Source organism: Pseudomonas sp. CH61, assembly GCF_059429415.1.
The window spans coordinates 6,183,079-6,204,494 of the sequence record NZ_CM182098.1; the positions used below are offsets into that span (position 1 = coordinate 6,183,079).

The following is a 21,416-nucleotide window of genomic DNA, read 5'->3' on the forward strand; positions in this document are numbered from 1 at the left end:
GATGCCTCTTGACTGCCGTAAGCCAATTCATGATTAGGAGCGTCACAACAATGAAATCGAACAAGACCCTGCTGACCACATTGCTGTCCATGGGCCTGTTGGCCAGTGCCGGTGCGACGCAAGCCGCCGGCTGGTGCGAATCGGGTAAACCGGTGAAATTCGCCGGGCTGAACTGGGAAAGCGGCATGCTGCTGACCGACGTGCTGCAAGTGGTGCTGGAGAAAGGCTACGACTGCAAGACCGACAGTTTGCCGGGCAACTCCATTACCATGGAAAACGCCCTGAGCAGCAACGATATTCAAGTGTTCGCCGAAGAGTGGGTCGGCCGCAGCGAGGTCTGGAACAAGGCCGAGAAGGCCGGCAAGGTCGTCGGTGTCGGCGCTCCGGTCGTCGGCGCGGTGGAAGGCTGGTACGTGCCGCGCTACGTGATCGAAGGCGACGCCAAGCGCAAGCTCGAACCCAAAGCGCCGGACCTGAAAAACATCGCCGACCTGGGCAAATACGCCGCCGTGTTCAAGGACGCCGAAGAGCCATCCAAGGGCCGCTTCTACAACTGCCCGGCCGGCTGGACCTGCGAACTCGATAACAGCGAAATGCTGAAAAGCTACGGCCTCGAAAGCAGCTACACCAACTTCCGTCCGGGCACTGGCCCGGCGCTGGATGCGGCGGTGCTGTCGAGCTACAAGCGCGGCGAGCCGATCCTGTTCTACTACTGGTCGCCAACTCCGCTGATGGGGCAGGTGGATCTGGTCAAACTCGAAGAAAAACCGGGCGTCGACAAGACCGTAAGCATCAAGGTCGGTCTGTCCAAGACCTTCCACGACGAAGCCCCGGAACTGGTCGCCGTGCTGGAAAAGGTCAACCTGCCGATCGACCTGCTGAACCAGAACCTGGGCCGCATGGCCAAGGAACGTATCGAGTCGCCAAAACTGGCGAAAATCTTCCTCAAGGAACATCCTGAGGTCTGGCATGCGTGGGTCAGTGCAGACGCAGCCAGGAAAATCGACGCGGCGCTGTAGGTCGATACCTCCCGGTCAACCGTGAGGCTGGCCGGGAGATATGCCGTAAACGCTTGATTGAGATTTCTGATTGAGAGCCGCTTATGTTTCCCGAAAGCTTTACCTTTTCCATCGCCGACTGGGTCAACGGTTGGGTCGATTCGCTGGTCACCAACTACGGTGATGTGTTCCGCCACATCTCCGACACGCTGCTCTGGGCCATCGTCAACCTTGAAGGCTTGCTGCGCGCAGCGCCATGGTGGTTGATGCTGGCGATCGTCGGTGTCGTCGCCTGGCACGCCACGCGCAAAGTCGTGACCACGGCGGTCATCGTCGGTCTGCTGTTCCTCGTCGGCGCCGTTGGCCTGTGGGACAAGCTTATGCAGACGCTGGCGCTGATGATGGTCGCGACGATCATTTCGGTGCTGATCGGCATCCCGCTGGGGATTCTCTCAGCGCGCAGCAACCGCCTGCGTTCGGTGCTGATGCCGCTGCTCGACATCATGCAAACCATGCCAAGTTTCGTGTACCTGATCCCGGTGCTGATGCTGTTCGGTCTCGGCAAGGTGCCGGCGATTTTCGCTACCGTTATCTATGCTGCGCCACCGCTGATTCGCCTGACTGATCTGGGCATCCGCCAAGTCGACGGCGAAGTGATGGAAGCGATCAACGCCTTCGGCGCCAACCGCTGGCAGCAACTGTTCGGCGTGCAACTGCCGCTGGCCCTGCCGAGCATCATGGCCGGGATCAACCAGACCACTATGATGGCCCTGTCGATGGTGGTGATCGCCTCGATGATCGGCGCCCGTGGCCTGGGTGAAGATGTGCTGGTGGGGATTCAGACCCTCAACGTCGGACGTGGCCTCGAGGCCGGTCTGGCGATCGTGATTCTCGCAGTGGTCATCGACCGCATTACTCAGGCGTACGGTCGGCCACGGCATGAGGTGAGCAAATGAGCAACGCAACCGTGAGCAAGATCGAAGTCAAAAACGTCTTCAAGATTTTCGGCAACCGCGCCAAGGATGCACTGGCCATGGTCGGTCAGGGCAAGACCAAGGATCAGGTGCTGAGCGAAACCGGTTGCGTGGTCGGCGTTAACGACCTGTCGCTGAGCATCGGCACCGGCGAGATCTTCGTGATCATGGGCCTGTCCGGCTCGGGCAAATCGACGCTGGTGCGCCACTTCAACCGGCTGATCGACCCGACCAGCGGCGCAATCCTCGTCGATGGTGTCGACATCCTGCAATACGACATGGATGCCCTGCGCGAATTTCGCCGGCACAAGATCAGCATGGTGTTCCAGAGCTTCGGCCTGCTGCCGCACAAGACCGTGCTGGAGAACGTCGCTTACGGCTTGAAAGTCCGTGGCGAGAGCAAGCAAATGTGCGCGGAACGCGCGCTGCACTGGATCAACACCGTGGGCCTCAAAGGCTATGAAAACAAATACCCGCACCAGCTCTCCGGCGGCATGCGTCAGCGTGTCGGTTTGGCCCGTGCTTTGGCGGCGGACACCGACATCATCCTCATGGATGAGGCGTTCAGTGCCCTGGATCCGCTGATTCGTGCGGAGATGCAGGACCAGTTGCTGGAGCTGCAAAAGACCCTGCACAAGACCATCGTCTTCATCACCCACGACCTCGACGAGGCGGTGCGTATCGGCAACCGCATTGCGATTCTCAAGGATGGCCGGTTGATTCAGGTCGGTACACCGCGCGAGATTCTGCATTCGCCGGCGGATGAGTATGTCGACCGGTTCGTGCAGCGGCGGGCGGCGGTGGTTTAAGTAGTTTTGTGTCGGTTGTGCTGGCCTCTTCGCGAGCAGGCTCGCTCCCACAGGGGACTGCATTCCAATGTGGGAGCGAGCCTGCTCGCGAAGGCGGCGGCACAGCTGCATCAATGTTCGGATGAGGTTAATGATGTCCCAGGCTGAAAAAATCATTATCACCGGCGCCCCTCTGCGTTGGCAGGACGTGGTCGCTGTCGCCCGTCACGGCGCTCAACTCGAGCTGTCCAGCGACACCTGGGCGCGCATCGAAAACGCCCAAGGCATCGTCCAGCGCATCGTCGAAAGCGGTGAGCGCGCCTATGGCGTCAACACCGGCCTGGGCGGTTTGTCCAACGTTTCCCTGAAAGACGAACAGCTCAGCCAGCTCTCGCGCAACACCTTGCTCAGCCATGCCTGCGGCGTCGGCCCGGTACTCGCCGACGAGCAGACCCGCGCGATCATCTGCGCGGCAATCCACAACTACAGCCACGGCAAATCCGGCATTCATCGCCGTGTCGTCGAAGCGCTGCTGGCACTGCTCAATCGCGGCATCACCCCGCAAGTGCCGTCGCAAGGTTCGGTGGGTTATCTGACCCACATGGCGCACATCGGCATCACGCTGCTCGGTGTCGGCAATGTCAGCTATCGCGGCCAGGTTATTTCCGCACAACAGGCGTTGGCCGAGGAAGGTCTTGAGCCATTGCAACTCGGCGCGAAGGACGGTTTGTGTCTGGTCAACGGCACGCCGTGCATGACCGGCCTCAGCTGTCTGGCGATTGCTGATGCGACACGATTGGTGCAGTGGGCCGATGTGATCGGCGCAATGAGTTTCGAAGCCCAGCGCGGTCAGATCGATGCGTTCGACGCTGAAATCATCGCGCTGAAACCGCACCCGGGCATGCAGCAGGTCGGCATCAATCTGCGCGCCTTGCTCGATGGCAGTGAAGTGATCGCGTCGAGCAAAGGCATTCGCACTCAGGATGCGCTGAGTATCCGCTCGATCCCGCAGGTACACGGTGCCGCGCGCGATCAACTGCAACATGCGATCAAACAGGTTGAAGCCGAGCTCAACGGCTGCACCGACAACCCACTGTTGCTCGGCACGCCGGACAACTTCCGGGTGATGTCGCAAGCCAACCCGCACGGCCAATCGGTGGCGATGGCGGCGGATTTGCTGGCGATTGCCATGGCCGAAATCGGCTCGATCGCCGAGCGTCGCCTTGATCGTCTGGTCAATCCACACGTCAGCGGTCTGCCGGCGTTTCTGGTGGCCAATCCCGGGGTGAACTCGGGGATGATGATCGTCCAATACGTCGCCGCGTCGCTGTGCGCAGAAAACCGTCAATTGGCGCAACCGGCGGTGCTCGACAACTACATCACTTCCGGCTTGCAGGAAGATCATCTGAGCATGGGCACCAACGCCGCGCTCAAGCTGCATCGTGCCCTGGAAAACTGCACGCAGATCCTCGCCATCGAATACCTACTGGCGGCCCAAGCGTTTGAGTTTCTCAAGGAACAGCGCTTCGGCGCGGGCACCGATATCGCTTGGCGACTGCTGCGCGAAACAGTCCCGGCCTACGATCAGGATCGTTGGTTGGCGCCGGACATCGCTGCCGCTGCGAGCGTGTTGAAAACCCCGAATCTGCCGCACAACGTTTTACCGAATTTGCACTGACCAATACCCACGCCAGCGTGCCAAGGCGCGACTCCCCAAAAGGCGAGACGCGACGGACAACGGACATCTCCGGAGCGTCTGGCGAGTTAATAACAAACTCTCAAAAGGAGCACAAAATGACTGCGCTGAACCTGATTCCCGGCCAACTGAGCCTGGCCCAACTGCGTGACGTCTACCAGAACCCGGTCAAGCTGACGCTCGACAACAGCGCATCGCAGCAGATCGAAGCCAGCGTCGCCTGCGTCGAGCAGATCCTCGCCGAGAACCGCACCGCGTACGGCATCAACACCGGTTTCGGCCTGCTGGCCTCGACGCGCATCGCCAGCGAAGACCTGGAAAACCTCCAGCGCTCGCTGGTGCTGTCTCACGCCGCGGGTGTCGGCCAGCCGATCAGCGATGAGCTGGTGCGGCTGATCATGGTGCTCAAGGTCAATAGCCTCAGTCGTGGTTTCTCCGGCATTCGCCGCGTGGTGATCGATGCGCTGATTGCGCTGATCAATGCCGAGGTCTATCCGCACATTCCGCTGAAAGGTTCGGTCGGCGCTTCGGGCGATCTGGCGCCGTTGGCGCACATGTCGCTGGTGCTGCTGGGCGAGGGCAAGGCGCGCTACAAGGGCGAGTGGATGGAAGCTGTCGAGGCGCTGAAAGTGGCCGGCCTGACGCCGCTGACGCTGGCGGCGAAAGAAGGTCTGGCGCTGCTCAACGGTACTCAGGTTTCCACCGCGTTCGCGCTGCGCGGTCTGTTTGAAGGTGAAGACTTGTTCGCGGGCGCACTGGCGCTGGGTGGCCTGACGGTTGAAGCGGTTTTGGGTTCGCGTTCGCCGTTCGATGCACGCATCCACGCCGCGCGTGGCCAGAAAGGTCAGATCGACGCGGCGGCGGCTTACCGCGATCTGCTCGGTGAGCGCAGCGAAGTTTCCGACTCGCACCAGAACTGCGAAAAAGTGCAGGATCCGTACTCGCTGCGCTGCCAGCCACAAGTCATGGGCGCCTGCCTGACCCAATTCCGTCAGGCCGCTGAAGTGTTGGCCGTTGAAGCCAACGCCGTTTCCGATAACCCGCTGGTCTTCGCCGCTGAAGGTGACGTGATTTCTGGCGGTAACTTCCACGCCGAACCGGTGGCCATGGCCGCTGACAACATGGCGCTGGCCATCGCCGAAATCGGCTCGCTGAGCGAGCGCCGTATTTCGCTGATGATGGACAAGCACATGTCGCAGCTGCCGCCGTTCCTCGTCGCCAATGGTGGGGTGAACTCCGGCTTCATGATTGCTCAGGTTACTGCAGCGGCATTGGCTAGCGAGAACAAGGCGTTGTCGCATCCGCATTCGGTGGACAGTTTGCCTACTTCGGCCAACCAGGAAGACCACGTGTCGATGGCTCCTGCGGCGGGCAAGCGTCTGTGGGAAATGGCCGAAAACACGCGCGGCATTCTCGCGGTGGAATGGCTGGCGGCGGTGCAGGGTCTGGATCTGCGTAACGGTCTGAAGACTTCGGCGAAGCTGGAGCAGGCGCGGGCGATTTTGCGTAAGGAAGTGCCGTTTTATGAGAAGGATCGGTTTTTTGCTCCGGACATCAATGCAGCGACTGAGTTGCTGGCTTCGCGGTGTTTGACTGAGCTGGTTTCGGCGAAGCTTTTGCCTAGCCTTTAACCCTACACACTGATCGTTCCCATGCTCCGCGTGGGAATGCAGCCCGTGACGCTCCGCGTCACTGGACGCAGAGCGTCCCCTGAGGCATTCCCACGCAGAGCGTGGGAACGATCACCAGCCCCAACGGAGGCCAACAGTGAAAACCCTCTGGCAACACTGCCACGTCGCAACGATGGCGCAAGGCGTCTACTCGATCATCGAAGATGCGGCCATTGTGACGTCCGGTGCGCACATCGAGTGGATCGGCCCGCGCAATCAATTGCCGTCTGGCGAATACCCGGCGGTCAACGACCTGCAAGGTGCATGGGTCACGCCCGGCCTGATCGATTGCCACACCCACACGGTGTTCGGCGGCAACCGCAGCGGCGAATTCGAAAAACGTCTGCAAGGCGTCAGCTATGCGGAAATCGCAGCCTCCGGTGGCGGCATCGCCAGCACCGTGCGCGCGACTCGCGAAGCCACTGAAGACGAGCTGTTCGCCAGCGCCGCCAAGCGTCTGAAAAGCCTGATGCGCGACGGCGTGACCACAGTCGAGATGAAATCCGGCTATGGCCTCGATCTGGTCAACGAACGCAAAATCCTTCGCGTCATCCGTCGCCTGGGAAAAGAGCTGCCGATCAGCGTGCGCAGCACCTGCCTGGCGGCCCACGCGTTGCCGCCCGAATACAAAGATCGCGCCGATGACTACATCGACCTGGTCTGCAGCGAAATGCTTCCCGCGCTGGCTGCCGAAGGTCTGATCGACGCTGTGGATGCCTTCTGCGAATACCTGGCGTTCTCCCCTGAGCAAGTCGAGCGCGTGTTCATCGCCGCACAAAAACTCGGCCTGCCAGTGAAGCTGCACGCCGAACAACTGTCGTCGCTGCACGGCTCCAGCCTCGCCGCGCGTTACAAGGCGCTGTCCGCAGATCACCTGGAATTCATGGACGAAGCCGACGCCATCGCCATGGCCGAAGCAGACACCGTCGCGGTGCTGCTGCCGGGTGCGTTCTATTTTCTGCGTGAAACCCAATTGCCGCCTATGGACGCCCTGCGCAAGCACAAGGTGAAGATCGCCATCGCCAGCGACCTCAACCCCGGCACCTCGCCGGCGCTGTCGTTGCGGCTGATGCTGAACATGGCCTGCACCTGTTTGCGCATGACCCCGGAAGAAGCCTTGGCCGGCGCCACCATCCACGCCGCGCAGGCGTTGGGCATGGCCGACACCCACGGTTCGCTGGAAGTCGGCAAGGTCGCGGATTTCGTTGCCTGGCACATCGATCGTCCGGCGGATCTGGCCTATTGGCTCGGCGGTGATCTGGACAAACGCGTCGTGCGTCACGGCGTCGAATCAAATCTGTAGGAGAGCGGTTGTGGATAAGGTTCTGAACTTCAAACAAGGCCGCGTGCCGTTGTTGGTCAGCATGCCGCATGCCGGCGTGCGCCTGACACCTGCGGTGGAAGCCGGTTTAATCCCGGACGCGAAAAGCCTGCCGGACACCGACTGGCACATTCCGCAGTTGTACGACTTCGCCGAAGAACTGGGCGCGAGCACTCTGGCTGCCGAGTACTCGCGGTTCGTCATCGACCTGAATCGTCCCTCCGACGACAAACCGCTATACGCCGGGGCGACCACCGGGCTGTACCCGGCGACGTTGTTCGATGGCATTCCGTTGTTCCGCGAAGGGCACGAGCCGTCGAAAGAAGAGCGCGCGACTTACCTTGAGCAGATCTGGACGCCATATCACCGCACGCTGCAAGAAGAGCTGGCGCGGTTGAAAGCCGAATTCGGTTACGCGCTATTGTTCGATGCGCACTCGATCCGTTCGATCATCCCGCATCTGTTCGACGGCAAACTGCCGGACTTCAACCTCGGCACCTTCAACGGCGCCAGTTGTGATCCGCAACTGGCCAGTCAGCTCGAAGCAATCTGCGCCGGCCACAGCCACTACAGCCACGTGCTCAACGGCCGCTTCAAGGGCGGCCACATCACCCGCCAATACGGCAACCCGGCCGAGAACATCCACGCGGTGCAGCTGGAGTTGTGCCAGAGCACCTACATGGAAGAGTTCGAACCGTTCCGCTATCGCGCCGATCTGGCCGAACCGACGCGGGTGGTACTCAAGGAATTACTGCAGGGCTATCTGGCGTGGGCAAAGTCTCACTACACCGCATAACCCCTGTGGGAGCGAGCCTGCTCGCGAAGGCGTCCGTTCAGCCAACATCTACGTTGAATGACACACCGCATTCGCGAGCAGGCTCGCTCCCACAGGATGGTGTACACCCTGCGAAGTTCATGGCTGACAAACGGTGACTGCTCTGGAGCATGCTCATTGACGTAAATCGGGTTTATGATGCCCAACGGCAGAATAATAGAAGTCCCCCCAGGGATGACCTCGACCCCTTACGGAGCGCGCAATGCAGACTTTGTTTCCGCAGATCAAACCTCACGCCCGGCACGATCTGGCTGTCGATGACACCCATACGCTATACGTCGACGAAAGCGGTTCGCCGGAGGGTTTGCCGGTTGTGTTCATCCACGGCGGCCCCGGCGCCGGTTGCGACGCGCAGAGCCGTCGCTATTTCGATCCGAACCTGTATCGCATTGTCACCTTCGACCAGCGCGGTTGCGGGCGCTCCACGCCGCATGCCAGTCTCGAGAACAACACCACCTGGGATCTGGTCGCTGACCTTGAGCGCATCCGCAAACACCTGGGCATCGACAAATGGGTGCTGTTCGGCGGCTCGTGGGGTTCGACCCTGGCGCTGGCTTACGCACAAACCCACCCGGAGCGTGTTCACGGTCTGATCCTGCGCGGGATCTTTCTCTGCCGTCCGCAGGAAATCGAGTGGTTCTATCAGGCCGGTGCCAGCCGTCTGTTCCCTGATTACTGGCAGGACTACATCGCGCCGATTCCGCTGGACGAACGCGACGACCTGCTCAGCGCTTTCCACAAGCGTCTGACCGGCAACGACCAGATCGCCCAGATGCACGCGGCCAAAGCCTGGTCGACCTGGGAAGGGCGCACCGCGACCCTGCGGCCGAACCCGCTGGTGGTCGATCGTTTCTCCGAGCCGCAGCGCGCGCTGTCGATCGCGCGGATCGAATGCCACTACTTCACCAACAACGCCTTCCTTGAGCCGAACCAGCTGATTCGCGACATGGGCAAGATCGCTCATCTGCCGGGCGTGATCATTCACGGTCGTTACGATGTGATCTGCCCGCTCGACAATGCCTGGGAATTGCATCAAGCGTGGCCGAACAGCGAACTGCAGGTGATCCGCGACGCCGGTCACGCGGCATCTGAACCGGGCATCACCGATGCACTGGTGCGCGCGGCGGGCAACATGGCCCGGCGCCTGCTCGACCTGCCGCCCGAAGAAGCATGAAGGGGCTTTTACAGCGCGTTCGCGGTGCGCGGGTCGAAGTCGCGGGTGAGGTGGTAGGCGCGGTAGATCACGGTTTGCTGGTGCTGGTGGCAGTCGAACCCGACGACACGCGTACCAGCGCCGACAAACTTCTGCATAAACTGCTTAACTATCGGGTATTCAGTGATGCGGAGGGCAAGATGAACTTGTCCCTCGCCGATGTCGGTGGCGGGTTGCTGCTGGTCTCTCAGTTCACCCTGGCGGCCGACACCAAAAGCGGGTTGCGCCCGAGCTTTTCGACGGCCGCGCCTCCAGCCTTGGGCGAGGAATTGTTCGACTATCTATTAAGCAGTGCGAAACAGGTGCATGGCACTGTGGCATCAGGTAGATTCGGCGCCGATATGCAGGTGCATTTGGTCAACGATGGCCCGGTTACCTTTTTGTTACAGACCTGAAAGCGCTTGAAACACCTTTTTAGGAAATTTCGACTGTTTTTAGGGTGTTTTCGCGATAAATACTTTGTTACCCCTGATGCGTTGTCATGCGGGCTACTAGATAATCGCGCGCACTGGGATCAGCGTTCGCTGATCCATTTTTCACTTAGGTAGAGACTTGTCCGGATCCGATTGGGGAATCATTTTGCCCCTGCGGAGTCGGAACAATGCTCGCCAACCTGGCATATAGATAGCTAGCCGTTGGTTTTTTGATCTGTTTTCGGCGAGGGTTGCTCGTGATTGTTAGTCCCTGTAATGCAGCAAAAATGTCTGCCAAACGCATGCGAAGTGCCCTGGTAGCGGGTTCGGCGCTCCTGTGCCTGCTCAGCGCCGGTCAGCTTTGGGCGTTCAATCTTGACGATGTATCGGCGAAAGCTAAAGAACTGGCCGGGCAGAAGTTCGAAGCCCCGCGCAGCAATCTGCCGAACGAATTCCGCGACATGAAATTCGCGGACTATCAGAAAATCCGCTTCCTCACCGAAAAGGCTGAGTGGGCTGATCAGAAGACCCCGTTCAAACTGTCCTTCTATCACCAGGGTATGCACTTCGATACGCCGGTGAAAATCAACGAAATCACAGCGAACACCGTCGAAGAGATCAAATACGATCCGACGCGCTTCGATTTCGGCGACCTGAAATTCGATCCGAAAGCCACCGAACAACTGGGCTATGCCGGTTTCCGTGTGCTGTACCCGATCAACAAGGCCGACAAACAAGACGAAATCATGACCATGCTCGGCGCGAGTTACTTCCGCGTTGTCGGCAAGGGCCACACCTACGGCCTCTCGGCGCGTGGTCTGGCGATTGATACCGCGCTGCCGTCGGGCGAGGAATTCCCGCGTTTCCGCGAGTTCTGGATTCAACAGCCGAAGCCGGGCGACAAGCACCTGGTGATCTTCGCTCTGCTGGATTCGCCGCGTGCTACTGGTGCCTACCGTCTGATCCTGCGTCCCGGCAGCGACACCATTGTCGACGTCAAAGCGCAGATGTTCCTGCGTGACAAGGTTGGCAAGCTGGGCATCGCGCCGCTGACCAGCATGTTCCTGTTCGGCGCCAACCAGCCGTCGAAAGTTCTCAACTACCGTCGTGAACTGCATGACTCCAGCGGTCTGTCGATCCATGCCGGCAACGGCGAGTGGATCTGGCGCCCGTTGAACAACCCGAAACACCTGGCCGTGAGCAACTTCAGCATCGAGAACCCGCGTGGTTTCGGTCTGCTGCAACGTGGCCGTGACTTCAGCCACTACGAAGACCTCGACGACCGTTACGACAAGCGTCCAAGCGCCTGGATCGAGCCGAAGGGCGAGTGGGGCAAAGGCACCGTTGATCTGGTAGAAATTCCGACCGCCGACGAAACCAACGACAACATCGTTGCGTTCTGGAGCCCGGAAAAAATGCCGGAGCCGGGTCAGCCGCTGGACTTCGCTTACCGCATGCACTGGACCATGGACGAAGCGGCGATTCATGCGCCGGACAGCGCTTGGGTTTCGCAGACTCTGCGTTCGACCGGTGACGTCAAGCAATCGAACCTGATTCGTCAGCCGGACGGCAGCGTTGCCTACCTGGTCGACTTCGAAGGTCCATCGCTGGCCGCGCTGACCCCGGATGCCGACGTACGCAGCCAGGTCAGTGTTGGCGACAACGCCGAACTGGTCGAGAACAGCGTGCGTTACAACCCGGAAACCAAGGGCTGGCGCTTGACCCTGCGGATGAAGATCAAGGACGCGAGCAAGTCGACCGAGATGCGTGCCGCTCTGGTTCAGCCAGTCGTGACCGCTGATCTGGCGAAATCGGTACCGGCGTCCAACTCGTCCGTTGCCAAGGCCGACAAGGTTGCCGCCAAGCAGCAAGAGAAGCTCGACAAGGAAGCCAAGGCCGCCGAAGCCAAACAGGCCGACGCCAAGCCAGCCGCAGATGCCAAGGACAAGGCCAACAAAGACGCCAAGCAGCCAGCGGCTGCCGACGCGGCCCCAGCCACACCGGAATCGGCACCGACTGAAGAAGTCCTGACCGAGACCTGGAGCTATCAGTTGCCTGCCGATGAGTAACTCTCAAGTACAGCCAGAGACTCTGTCCGAGTATCTGGCGCATCTGCCGATGACCGACGAGCAGCGCGCGGAACTCGCGGGCTGCCAGTCGTTCAGCGAGCTGCATGAACGCCTGTCGTCCTCGACGTTCGACGCCCCCGCCGAGGCCGCCCAGGCTTCGGTGGGCAAGCGCCTGACCCTGAGCACCGCCGAAGAACTTGAAGACGCGGAAATGCTGGTGCTCGACGCCAGTGGTCGCGTCAGCATGAAGGCCACGCCGCCGATCCGTCGGACCAAGGTCGTGCCGGAGCCGTGGCGCACCAATATTCTGGTGCGTGGCTGGCGCCGTATGACCGGTCGCACCAACCCGCCGCAGCCGCCGAAGGACGAAAACGTCTTGCCGGCCGCGCGCTGGCGCACCGTCGGTTCGATCCGTCGCTACATTCTGTTGCTGCTGATGCTCGGCCAGACCATCGTCGCTGGCTGGTACATGAAAGGCATCATGCCGTACCAGGGCTGGTCGTTCGTCGATCTCGATGAAGTCCTGCATCAGCCGCTGCTGCAAACCGCCACGCAAGTGCTGCCATATGCGCTGCAAACCAGCATCCTGATTCTGTTCGGGATTCTGTTCTGCTGGGTATCCGCCGGTTTCTGGACCGCACTGATGGGCTTCCTCGAGTTGCTCACCGGTCACGATAAATACCGTATCTCCGGCAAAAGCGCCGGCAACGAGCCGATTGCCAAAGACGCGCGTACCGCGTTGGTCATGCCGATCTGCAACGAAGACGTACCGCGCGTGTTCGCCGGTCTGCGCGCGACGTTCGAATCGGTCGCCGCCACTGGTGATCTGGATCGTTTCGACTTCTTCGTTCTCAGCGACAGTAACGACACCGATATCTGCGTGGCCGAGCAGCAGGCCTGGCTGGACGTCTGCCGCGAAGCCAAAGGTTTCGGCAAGATCTTCTATCGCCGCCGTCGCCGTCGTGTGAAACGCAAAAGCGGCAACCTCGACGACTTCTGCCGTCGTTGGGGCGGTGACTACAAGTACATGGTCGTGCTCGACGCCGACTCGGTGATGAGCGGCGAGTGCCTGACCAGTCTGGTGCGCTTGATGGAAGCCACGCCGGACGCCGGGATCATCCAGACCGCGCCGCGTGCGTCGGGCATGGACACGCTGTATGCGCGTATGCAGCAGTTTGCCACTCGCGTATACGGCCCGTTGTTTACCGCCGGTCTGCACTTCTGGCAGTTGGGTGAATCCCACTACTGGGGTCACAACGCGATCATCCGCATGAAGCCGTTCATCGACCACTGCGCCTTGGCGCCATTGCCGGGTAAAGGCGCGTTCTCGGGTGCGATTCTGTCCCACGACTTCGTGGAAGCCGCGTTGATGCGCCGTGCCGGTTGGGGCGTGTGGATTGCCTATGACTTGCCGGGCAGCTACGAAGAACTGCCGCCGAACCTGCTCGACGAACTCAAGCGTGACCGTCGCTGGTGCCACGGTAACCTGATGAACTTCCGCCTGTTCCTGGTGAAGGGCATGCACCCGGTGCACCGTGCGGTGTTCCTCACCGGCGTGATGTCGTACCTGTCGGCGCCGTTGTGGTTCTTCTTTCTGGTGCTGTCGACCGCGCTGCTGGCGGTGAACACGCTGATGGAGCCGCAGTACTTCCTCGAACCGCGTCAGCTCTATCCGTTGTGGCCACAATGGCACCCGGACAAGGCGATCGCGCTGTTCTCGACGACGATCGTGCTGCTGTTCCTGCCGAAACTGTTGAGCATCATCCTGATTTGGGCCAAGGGCGCGAAAGAGTTCGGCGGCAAGTTCAAGGTGACGCTGTCGATGCTGCTGGAGATGCTGTTCTCCATGCTGCTGGCGCCGGTGCGGATGATTTTCCACACCCGTTTCGTCTTGGCCGCGTTCCTCGGCTGGGCCGCGACCTGGAATTCGCCGCAGCGTGACGACGACTCGACGCCTTGGAGCGAAGCGGTCAAACGCCACGGCCCGCAGACTCTGTTGGGCTTCTGCTGGGCGCTGCTGGTGATCTGGCTGAACCCGAGCTTCCTCTGGTGGCTGGTGCCGATTGTCGGTTCGCTGATGCTGTCGATCCCTGTGTCGGTGATCTCCAGCCGTGTCGGTCTGGGCCTGAAGTCCCGTGACGAGAGCCTGTTCCTCATCCCTGAGGAATACAATCCGCCACAGGCGCTGCTGGCGACTGATCAGTACACCCACGAAAATCGTTACCACGCCCTCAACGACGGCTTTGTCCGCGCGGTGGTCGATCCACAGCAGAACGCTTTGGCGTGCTCGCTGGCGACCTCGCGTCACGGTCAGGCCGAGCCGATCGAGTGGCTGCGTCAGGAGCGTGTGCGTCACGCGATCAAGGTCGGCCCGGCCGGGCTGAACAACCATGATCGTCTGCAACTGCTGAGTGACCCTGTTGCTCTGGCACGTCTGCACGAGCAGGTCTGGGCTGAAGGTCTCGCTGAGTGGTTGGATGCTTGGCGGGCTTCGGTGAAAGCCGATCCGCATGCGCCGCTGCTGCCGCTGCGACCGGTGAGCTTGCAGGCTCAGCCGGCCTGATGAGAAAACCCCGCTGATTCAGCGGGGTTTTTTTATGGCGCCGAAAAGCCCCTCACCCTAGCCCTCTCCCAGAGGGAGAGGGGACTGACCGAGGTGTCTGGCGCTATCCGTCGACCTGAAGCATCGAGTCGATTATGGATTCGGCAAATCCGCTTCAGGTCGGCGTACCCCTGAAGCATCCCCCGATCGGCCCCCTCTCCCTCCGGGAGAGGGCTGGGGTGAGGGTCAGCTCTTGATTGTTAAACAAATCGTCCATTAAACCTTGTGCAAAAAAACGAGTGCGTTAGCATCCGTCCCCGAATTGGCGCACCCGGGCTTTTTTGCCTGTCTCTGTTGGTTTTCGCGCCGCACACGCAATGGTTTTGGGGACTTGAAGATGAAGAAGTATCTGTCGATGCTGCTGGTCGGCGTCACGGCACTGGTTGCAGTCAATGCGGCGCAGGCCGGTGCAATCGATGACGCGGTCAAGCGCGGCACGTTGAAAGTCGGTATGGATCCGACCTACATGCCGTTCGAAATGACCAACAAGCGCGGCGAAATCATCGGTTTCGAAGTCGACATCCTCAAAGCCATGTCCAAGGCCATGGGCGTCAAACTGGAACTGGTTTCGACCGGCTACGACGGCATCATCCCGGCGCTGATGACCGACAAGTTCGACATGATCGGCAGCGGCATGACCCTGACTCAGGAACGCAACCTGCGCCTGAACTTCAGCGAACCGTTCATCGTGGTCGGCCAGACCCTGCTGATCCGCAAGGAGCTGGAAGGCACCATCAAGTCCTACAAAGACCTGAACACTGCGGACTATCGCATCACCTCCAAGCTCGGCACCACCGGCGAGATGGTCGCCAAGAAGCTGATCTCCAAAGCCAAGTACCACGGCTACGACAACGAGCAGGAAGCCGTGCTCGACGTGGTCAACGGCAAGGCTGACGCCTTCATCTACGACGCGCCTTACAACGTGGTTGCGGTGACCAAGGTCGGCGCCGGCAAACTGGTGTTCCTCGACAAGCCGTTCACCTACGAACCTTTGGCCTTCGGTCTGAAGAAGGGTGATTACGACAGCCTCAACTTCATCAACAACTTCCTGCACCAGATCCACGAAGACGGCACCTACGATCGCATCCATGACAAGTGGTTCAAGAGCACCGAGTGGCTCAAGGACATGGAATAAGCCCGGTCGCATAGACCGAGTCGCCCCATTCGCGAGCAGGCTCGCTCCCACATTGGAATGCATTCCCCTGTGGGAGTGAACCTGCTCGCGAAGAGGCCCTCCAGAGCAACACAAAATCCGGAACCTGCAATGAAACATAAAAAAGCCCAATGGCCCTGGCACGTCCTCACCGTGCTGGTGCTGGTCGGCCTCGCGGGCGCGTTGTATTACGCGACGTCGCTGATGTCCTACGAATGGCGCTGGAACCGCGTGCCGCAGTACTTCGCCTATCAGGCGGAAGAAACCCAGCGCGCCACTGACATTTCCACCGTCACCGAACTCGTGCGCAAGGGCAGCAGCGCGCAAGTCACTTTGCGCAACGACGCCGGTGACGAGCAGCACCTGACCGTCGACGAAAACAGCCTGCAATTCGCTCAGGGCGACGATGTCGCCGAAGGTGACGTCGTGGGCGTCACTCGGCATTGGGCGGCAGGACCGTTGTTGTGGGGCCTGTGGACGACGCTTTGGCTGTCAGTTGTTTCCGGTGTCCTGGGTTTGCTGATCGGCCTGGTCACTGGCCTGTGCCGTCTGTCGAACAACCCGACCCTGCGCGACCTCTCGACGATCTACGTCGAACTGGTGCGCGGCACGCCGCTGCTGGTGCAGATCTTCATTTTCTATTTCTTCATCGGCACGGTGATGAACCTGTCCCGCGAATTCGCCGGGATCGCCGCGCTGTCGCTGTTCACCGGTGCCTACGTAGCGGAGATCATCCGTTCCGGCGTGCAATCGATTGCCCGTGGCCAGAACGAAGCGGCGCGTTCGCTCGGTCTGAGTGCCGGCCAGTCGATGCGCCACGTGGTGTTGCCGCAAGCGCTGAAACGCGTGCTGCCGCCGCTGGCCGGGCAGTTCATCAGTCTGGTCAAGGACACCTCGCTGGTGTCGGTGATCGCCATCACCGAGCTGCTGAAAAGCGGCCGTGAAGTCATCACCACCTCGTTCTCGCCGTTCGAGATTCTGTTCTGCGTCGCCGGTCTGTACCTGTTGATCAACCTGCCGCTGTCGAAAATCGCCAGCCGACTTGAGCGGAGGCTCGCGCAAAGTGATTGAAGTCCGCGATCTGGTAAAAGTCTTCGACACCCGTGGGCAAGTGGTGCGCGCGGTGGATAACGTCAGCACCACGGTCGCCAAAGGCGAAGTGCTGGTGGTGATCGGCCCGTCGGGTTCCGGCAAGTCGACCTTCCTGCGTTGCCTCAATGGCCTGGAAGAATTCGATTCCGGTTCGGTGAGTATCGACGGCCTGCAACTGGCCGACCCGAAAACCGACGTCAACGCCTACCGCCGCGAAGTCGGCATGGTGTTTCAGCATTTCAACCTGTTCCCGCACATGACCGTGCTGGAAAACCTCTGTCTGGCGCAGAAAGTCGTGCGCAAGCGCGGCAAGAAAGAGCGCGAGGCCAAGGCGATGGAGTTGCTGAAAAAGGTCGGGATTGCACAGAAGGCCAACGAGTTTCCATCACGCCTGTCCGGCGGTCAGCAACAGCGCGTGGCGATTGCCCGGGCGTTGGCGATGGAGCCGAAGGTCATGCTGTTCGATGAGCCGACCTCGGCGCTCGACCCGGAAATGGTCGGCGAGGTGCTGGACGTGATGAAGAACCTGGCCGTGGAAGGCATGACCATGGTCTGCGTGACCCACGAGATGGGCTTTGCCCGGGAAGTGGCGGATCGGGTGTTGTTTTTCGATCACGGCAAATTGCTGGAAGATGCGTCCCCGGCGGAATTCTTCGATGCGCCGAAGGATCCACGCGCTCAGGCCTTCTTGCGCCAAGTCTTGTAATTTCAGCGTCTCTCAGGACGCCTTCGCGAGCAGGCTCACTCCCACAGTTGACCGAGTTGTCCAATGTGGGAGCGAGCCTGCTCGCGAATGGCATCACCCCGGTCCACAGTGAACCGAGGCCGATGAATCACTTCAAACCTTGAATCGACCGACCAGCATCTGTAGATGCGTGCCAAGGCGCGCCAGCTCAACGCTGGACGCCGCGGTCTCTTCACTCGCCGCCGATGTCTGATCCGAGACATCCCGCACATTCAGCACGCTACGGTTGATCTCTTCAGCCACCGCGCTCTGCTGCTCGGCCGCTGCCGCAATCTGTTGGTTCATCGCCTGAATCGCCGACACGGTGCGGGTGATGCTTTCCAGCGAACCGCCCGCGCGACGGGTCAGCTCAACGCTGCTGTCAGTCAGGGTGCGGCTGTTGTCCATGATCGTCGCCACTTGCTGAGTGCCGTTTTGCAGGCCGACGATCAGCTCTTCGATCTCTTCGGTGGACTTCTGCGTGCGCTGCGCGAGGCTGCGTACTTCATCGGCCACCACGGCAAAACCACGTCCGGCTTCACCGGCACGCGCAGCCTCGATGGCCGCGTTGAGGGCCAGCAGGTTGGTTTGCTGGGCCACGGATTTGATCACGTCGAGGACGCTGCCGATCTTGTCGCTTTCGCGCTTCAGCTCGCCCATGGCCTCGGTGGAGTGGCCGACTTCAAGCGCCAGACGCTCGATCTGCGCGATCGCTTCGCCCACCACTTTGTCGCCTTCGCGGGCCTGCTGGTCAGCGGCGACGGCGGCTTCGGAAGCTTCTTCGGCGTTACGCGCGACTTCCTGCACGGTGGCGGCCATTTCGTTCATGGCGGTGGCGACCTGATCGGTCTCGATTTTCTGATTGTTGACCCCGGCGCTGGTCTGCTCGGTCACCGCTGATAGCTCTTCGGCGGCGCTGGCGATCTGGGTGACACCATCGCTGATGCCGCCCACCAGTTCACGCAGACCCTGGGTCATGCTCTGCATCGAGCGTTGCAGTTGGCCCAATTCGTCACGACGCAGGGACACCAGATTGTGGGTCAGGTCACCAGCGGCCACGCGCTCGGCGACTTTCAGGGTCTGGTTCAGCGGGATGATGATCTGGCGGGTGATCGCCCAAGCGGCCAACAATCCGAAGGCCACGGCCAGCAGGGTGGCGATGATCAGCATGTTTTTGGCGTGAGCGGCATCGGTGTCACGCACCACGGTTTGCGATTCAGTGAGTTTCTTGCTGACGTCGATGAGGATGTCGCCCTGCGTCGACATGCGCGCGGCGGCCTTGGCGTTGTTGACCTGGGAGTCGCGGAACTGTGCAACGGCGGCACGATAGGCTTTGATCGAATCAGTGGCCTGTTGCAGGTTGGCAATGTGCTGTTCCGGCAATTTGGCCGGCAGGCTGTCGAGGTTTTTCAGGGCGTTGTCGATGGCGTCGAGCGCCGGTTGCTCGGCTTCGGCCTTACCGCTGTAGGTGTAGCCGCGCACTTGGTAGCGTGCTTGCTGCAAGAGTTTGCTCAGTTCGATCACGCTGTTGAATTGCGCGACGCTGTCACCTGCCAGCATGGATTTTTCCACTTCCGCGACCTTGGCCACGGCGTTGTCGGCACTCGCGCCAAGCTTGCTGCGGGCATCTTCGCGCTGCACGGTGGCCTGGGTCATGTCGGCAAAAGCGCGCTTGTATTCGGCAACGGCGGCCAGTTGTTGATCGACCATCGCCGCGTCGGACGGCTGTTCAATCAGGCTGCGTGCGGTTTGCAGGCCGCTGTCGAGTTTGTTCAGCAGATCGGTGACCGCGCCCGGGCCTTGTTCGCCTCGGCGTGCTTCGTAGTCCAGACGCGCCAGGCGCAGGTCCTTGGTCAGCTCGTTAAGGCTGGAGATAAACCCGAGTTTGTCACCACGGCTGATAATGCCGCTCATGCCGGTCCAGCCGGTGAAGGTGATCAACAGTGTCAGCAACAGCACCAAGCCGAAACCGATTCCCAGCTTGCGTTTGACGCTGACGTTTCCAAGACTCTCGGCTAACCAACGGTACATGCGACGACTCCCCGACCACTAATTGGACTTATGGAAAGGGTATCGGCCGAATGATGGCAATCTGTAACACCATTTATCCGCCGGACCGCACGGTATCAATGTAGGAGCTGCCGAAGGCTGCGATCTTTTGATCTTGCTGCTAAAACAACATCAAAAGATCGCAGCCTTCGGCAGCTCCTACATGGCAGTGGAGTTGAACTAGAAGAGCCGGGCGAGCAGGGCGGTGACGGCGGTTTCGACGCGCAGGATGCGTTCGCCCAGTTGCACCGGTTGCAGGCCGGACTTGGCCAGCAAATCTATTTCGTAGGGAATCCAGCCGCCTTCAGGGCCGATGGCCAGCGTCACTGGTTCGCTGAGCGCGCGTGGGCACGGTGGATAGTTACCGGGATGGCCGACCAAACCGAGGGTGCCTTCGGTAATCGCCGGCAGCCGATCTTCAACGAACGGCTTGAAGCGCTTCTCGATGATGATCTCTGGCAGGACGGTGTCGCGCGCCTGTTCGAGGCCGAGGATCAAGTTTTCGCGAATCGCCTCGGGCTCAAGAAACGGCGTCTGCCAGAAGCTTTTTTCGACCCGATAGCTGTTGACCAGAATCACCTTCGACACGCCCATGGTCGCCACGGTCTGAAACACCCGGCGGAGCATTTTCGGACGCGGTAGGGCGAGTACCAGAGTCAACGGTAATTTGGCCGGTGGCGGCTGATCGAGGCTGACGCGCAGTTCGGCTTCACCCGCTTCCAGGCGCAGCAACTCGGCCGAACCCATCAACCCATCGATGCGCCCGACGCGCAGGCTGTCACCGACTTCCGAACGATGAACTTCCTGCATGTGCGTCAGACGTCGATCACGCAGCACCACGCGGTCGGCCGCAATGAAATCGGCCTCTTCGAGCAACAGCAGATTCATGCCTGGGTCGCTGGCGGCTGGTCGTTGTGGTCGTCGGCCGGGTTTTCATCCGGACGCTCGCGCTTGCTGATCAACCCGCCAAACAGAATGCCGATTTCAAACAGCATCCACATCGGCACGGCCAGCAGGGTTTGCGAGAAGATGTCCGGCGGCGTCAGGATCATGCCGACCACAAAGCAGCCGATGATCACGTACGGGCGGATTTTCTTCAGGTAGGCCACGTCGACCACGCCGATCCACACCAGCAGCACCACGGCCACCGGGATCTCGAACGCCACGCCGAAGGCGAAGAACAGCGTCATGACGAAATCGAGGTAACTGGCGATGTCGGTCATCATTTCCACGCCGGCCGGGGTGGCCGCGGCGAAGAACTTGAAGATCAGCGGGAACACGAAGTAATAGGCGAACGCCATGCCGGTGTAGAACAGCAGGATGCTCGACACCAGCAGCGGCACCGCGATGCGTTTCTCATGCTTGTACAGGCCCGGCGCGATAAAGCCCCAGATCTGATGCAGGATCACCGGGATCGCGAGGAACAGCGAAACCATCATCGTCAGCTTCAGCGGCGTCAGGAACGGCGACGACACGTCGGTGGCGATCATCGTCGCGCCGACTGGCAGGTACTGGCGCAGCGGCGTCGAGACGAAGGTGTAGATCTGCTGGGTGAACGCAAACAGCCCGGCGAAGATGATGAAGATCGCCGCCACACAACGCAGCAGGCGGGTGCGCAACTCGGTGAGGTGCGAAACCAGCGGCATGTGCTGGTCGTTTTCGGGGAGGCTAGGGCCTGTCATCGGTCATTTCCTGTGTCGCGCCGAGCCCGTATTTGCGCAGGGCAAGGCGCGAGGCGCGTAGTTTGGCGTTTCAAATTAGCAACGAGTAACGCAGCCCTGCGCAAATACGGGCCGGCCCTTCGGGTTGTGCCTGAAAG

The 21,416-nt window shown here is 60.6% G+C and carries 17 protein-coding genes and 1 pseudogene; 14 read left to right on the forward strand and 4 right to left on the reverse strand.

Annotation, left to right across the window (positions count from 1 at the left end):
• The first annotated feature begins 50 nt into the window (after positions 1–50).
• From AC5SEM_RS27855 to AC5SEM_RS27920, 14 genes are all read left to right on the forward strand, one after another.
• Entirely contained in the window at positions 51–1,019 is a 969-nt protein-coding gene (locus AC5SEM_RS27855) for an ABC transporter substrate-binding protein (protein WP_116029262.1), read from the forward strand.
• An 83-nt stretch (positions 1,020–1,102) separates the two neighbouring features.
• Positions 1,103–1,954 carry an ABC transporter permease gene (locus tag AC5SEM_RS27860; protein ID WP_007949591.1) on the forward strand — a complete coding sequence of 284 codons (852 nt, stop codon included), beginning with the start codon at positions 1,103–1,105 and terminating at the stop codon, positions 1,952–1,954.
• Positions 1,951–2,781 (forward strand): quaternary amine ABC transporter ATP-binding protein, encoded by an 831-nt coding sequence (locus AC5SEM_RS27865; protein WP_495471723.1) that lies wholly within the window; start codon positions 1,951–1,953, stop codon positions 2,779–2,781. The genes AC5SEM_RS27860 and AC5SEM_RS27865 overlap by 4 nt, the downstream gene beginning before the upstream one ends.
• A gap of 133 nt (positions 2,782–2,914) precedes the next feature.
• On the forward strand, positions 2,915–4,438 hold the full coding sequence (gene hutH, locus AC5SEM_RS27870; protein ID WP_495471724.1) for a histidine ammonia-lyase: 1,524 nt from the start codon (positions 2,915–2,917) through the stop codon (positions 4,436–4,438).
• 116 nt (positions 4,439–4,554) lie between these two features.
• Positions 4,555–6,087, forward strand: a complete 1,533-nt coding sequence (gene hutH / locus AC5SEM_RS27875) for a histidine ammonia-lyase (RefSeq protein ID WP_463556476.1) — start codon at positions 4,555–4,557, stop codon at positions 6,085–6,087.
• 136 nt (positions 6,088–6,223) lie between these two features.
• The gene (gene hutI, locus AC5SEM_RS27880; RefSeq protein ID WP_495471725.1) at positions 6,224–7,429 is read left to right on the forward strand and encodes an imidazolonepropionase; all 1,206 of its coding nucleotides are present in this window, start codon (positions 6,224–6,226) and stop codon (positions 7,427–7,429) included.
• Between the two features lie 10 nt (positions 7,430–7,439).
• Positions 7,440–8,243, forward strand: coding sequence for an N-formylglutamate deformylase (gene hutG / locus AC5SEM_RS27885; RefSeq protein WP_495471726.1), 804 nt, complete (start codon positions 7,440–7,442; stop codon positions 8,241–8,243).
• Positions 8,244–8,484: 241 nt separating this feature from the next.
• Positions 8,485–9,456, forward strand: a complete 972-nt coding sequence (pip, locus tag AC5SEM_RS27890; RefSeq protein ID WP_008080611.1) for a prolyl aminopeptidase — start codon at positions 8,485–8,487, stop codon at positions 9,454–9,456.
• A complete protein-coding gene (gene dtd / locus AC5SEM_RS27895; RefSeq protein WP_007909321.1) occupies positions 9,453–9,890 on the forward strand; it encodes a D-aminoacyl-tRNA deacylase in 438 nt (145 codons plus the stop codon). Before pip ends, dtd begins: the two co-directional genes overlap by 4 nt.
• A gap of 305 nt (positions 9,891–10,195) precedes the next feature.
• Positions 10,196–11,977, forward strand: a complete 1,782-nt coding sequence (locus AC5SEM_RS27900; RefSeq protein ID WP_371042206.1) for a glucan biosynthesis protein G — start codon at positions 10,196–10,198, stop codon at positions 11,975–11,977.
• Positions 11,970–14,540: a glucans biosynthesis glucosyltransferase MdoH gene (gene mdoH / locus AC5SEM_RS27905; protein WP_077570381.1), complete on the forward strand. Its 2,571-nt coding sequence runs from the start codon at positions 11,970–11,972 to the stop codon at positions 14,538–14,540. Before AC5SEM_RS27900 ends, mdoH begins: the two co-directional genes overlap by 8 nt.
• A gap of 376 nt (positions 14,541–14,916) precedes the next feature.
• Entirely contained in the window at positions 14,917–15,714 is a 798-nt protein-coding gene (locus AC5SEM_RS27910; protein WP_034152980.1) for a transporter substrate-binding domain-containing protein, read from the forward strand.
• A gap of 129 nt (positions 15,715–15,843) precedes the next feature.
• Positions 15,844–16,803, forward strand: a complete 960-nt coding sequence (locus tag AC5SEM_RS27915) for an amino acid ABC transporter permease (RefSeq protein ID WP_077570383.1) — start codon at positions 15,844–15,846, stop codon at positions 16,801–16,803.
• Positions 16,796–17,530, forward strand: a complete 735-nt coding sequence (locus AC5SEM_RS27920) for an amino acid ABC transporter ATP-binding protein (protein WP_077570385.1) — start codon at positions 16,796–16,798, stop codon at positions 17,528–17,530. Before AC5SEM_RS27915 ends, AC5SEM_RS27920 begins: the two co-directional genes overlap by 8 nt.
• A gap of 132 nt (positions 17,531–17,662) precedes the next feature.
• On the opposite strand, the gene AC5SEM_RS27925 is transcribed toward AC5SEM_RS27920, so the two are convergent.
• From AC5SEM_RS27925 to tatC, 4 genes and pseudogenes are all read right to left on the reverse strand, one after another.
• Entirely contained in the window at positions 17,663–18,535 is an 873-nt protein-coding gene (locus AC5SEM_RS27925; protein WP_371042266.1) for a methyl-accepting chemotaxis protein, read from the reverse strand.
• Positions 18,518–19,579, reverse strand: a pseudogene (locus tag AC5SEM_RS27930) (methyl-accepting chemotaxis protein); the annotation flags it as partial. The pseudogene AC5SEM_RS27930 and the gene AC5SEM_RS27925, both read right to left, overlap by 18 nt.
• Positions 19,580–19,777: 198 nt before the next feature.
• Positions 19,778–20,485 (reverse strand): 16S rRNA (uracil(1498)-N(3))-methyltransferase, encoded by a 708-nt coding sequence (locus tag AC5SEM_RS27935; protein WP_331693603.1) that lies wholly within the window; start codon positions 20,483–20,485, stop codon positions 19,778–19,780.
• Positions 20,482–21,279 (reverse strand): twin-arginine translocase subunit TatC, encoded by a 798-nt coding sequence (tatC, locus tag AC5SEM_RS27940; RefSeq protein WP_495471727.1) that lies wholly within the window; start codon positions 21,277–21,279, stop codon positions 20,482–20,484. Before tatC ends, AC5SEM_RS27935 begins: the two co-directional genes overlap by 4 nt.
• Positions 21,280–21,416 lie beyond the last annotated feature (137 nt).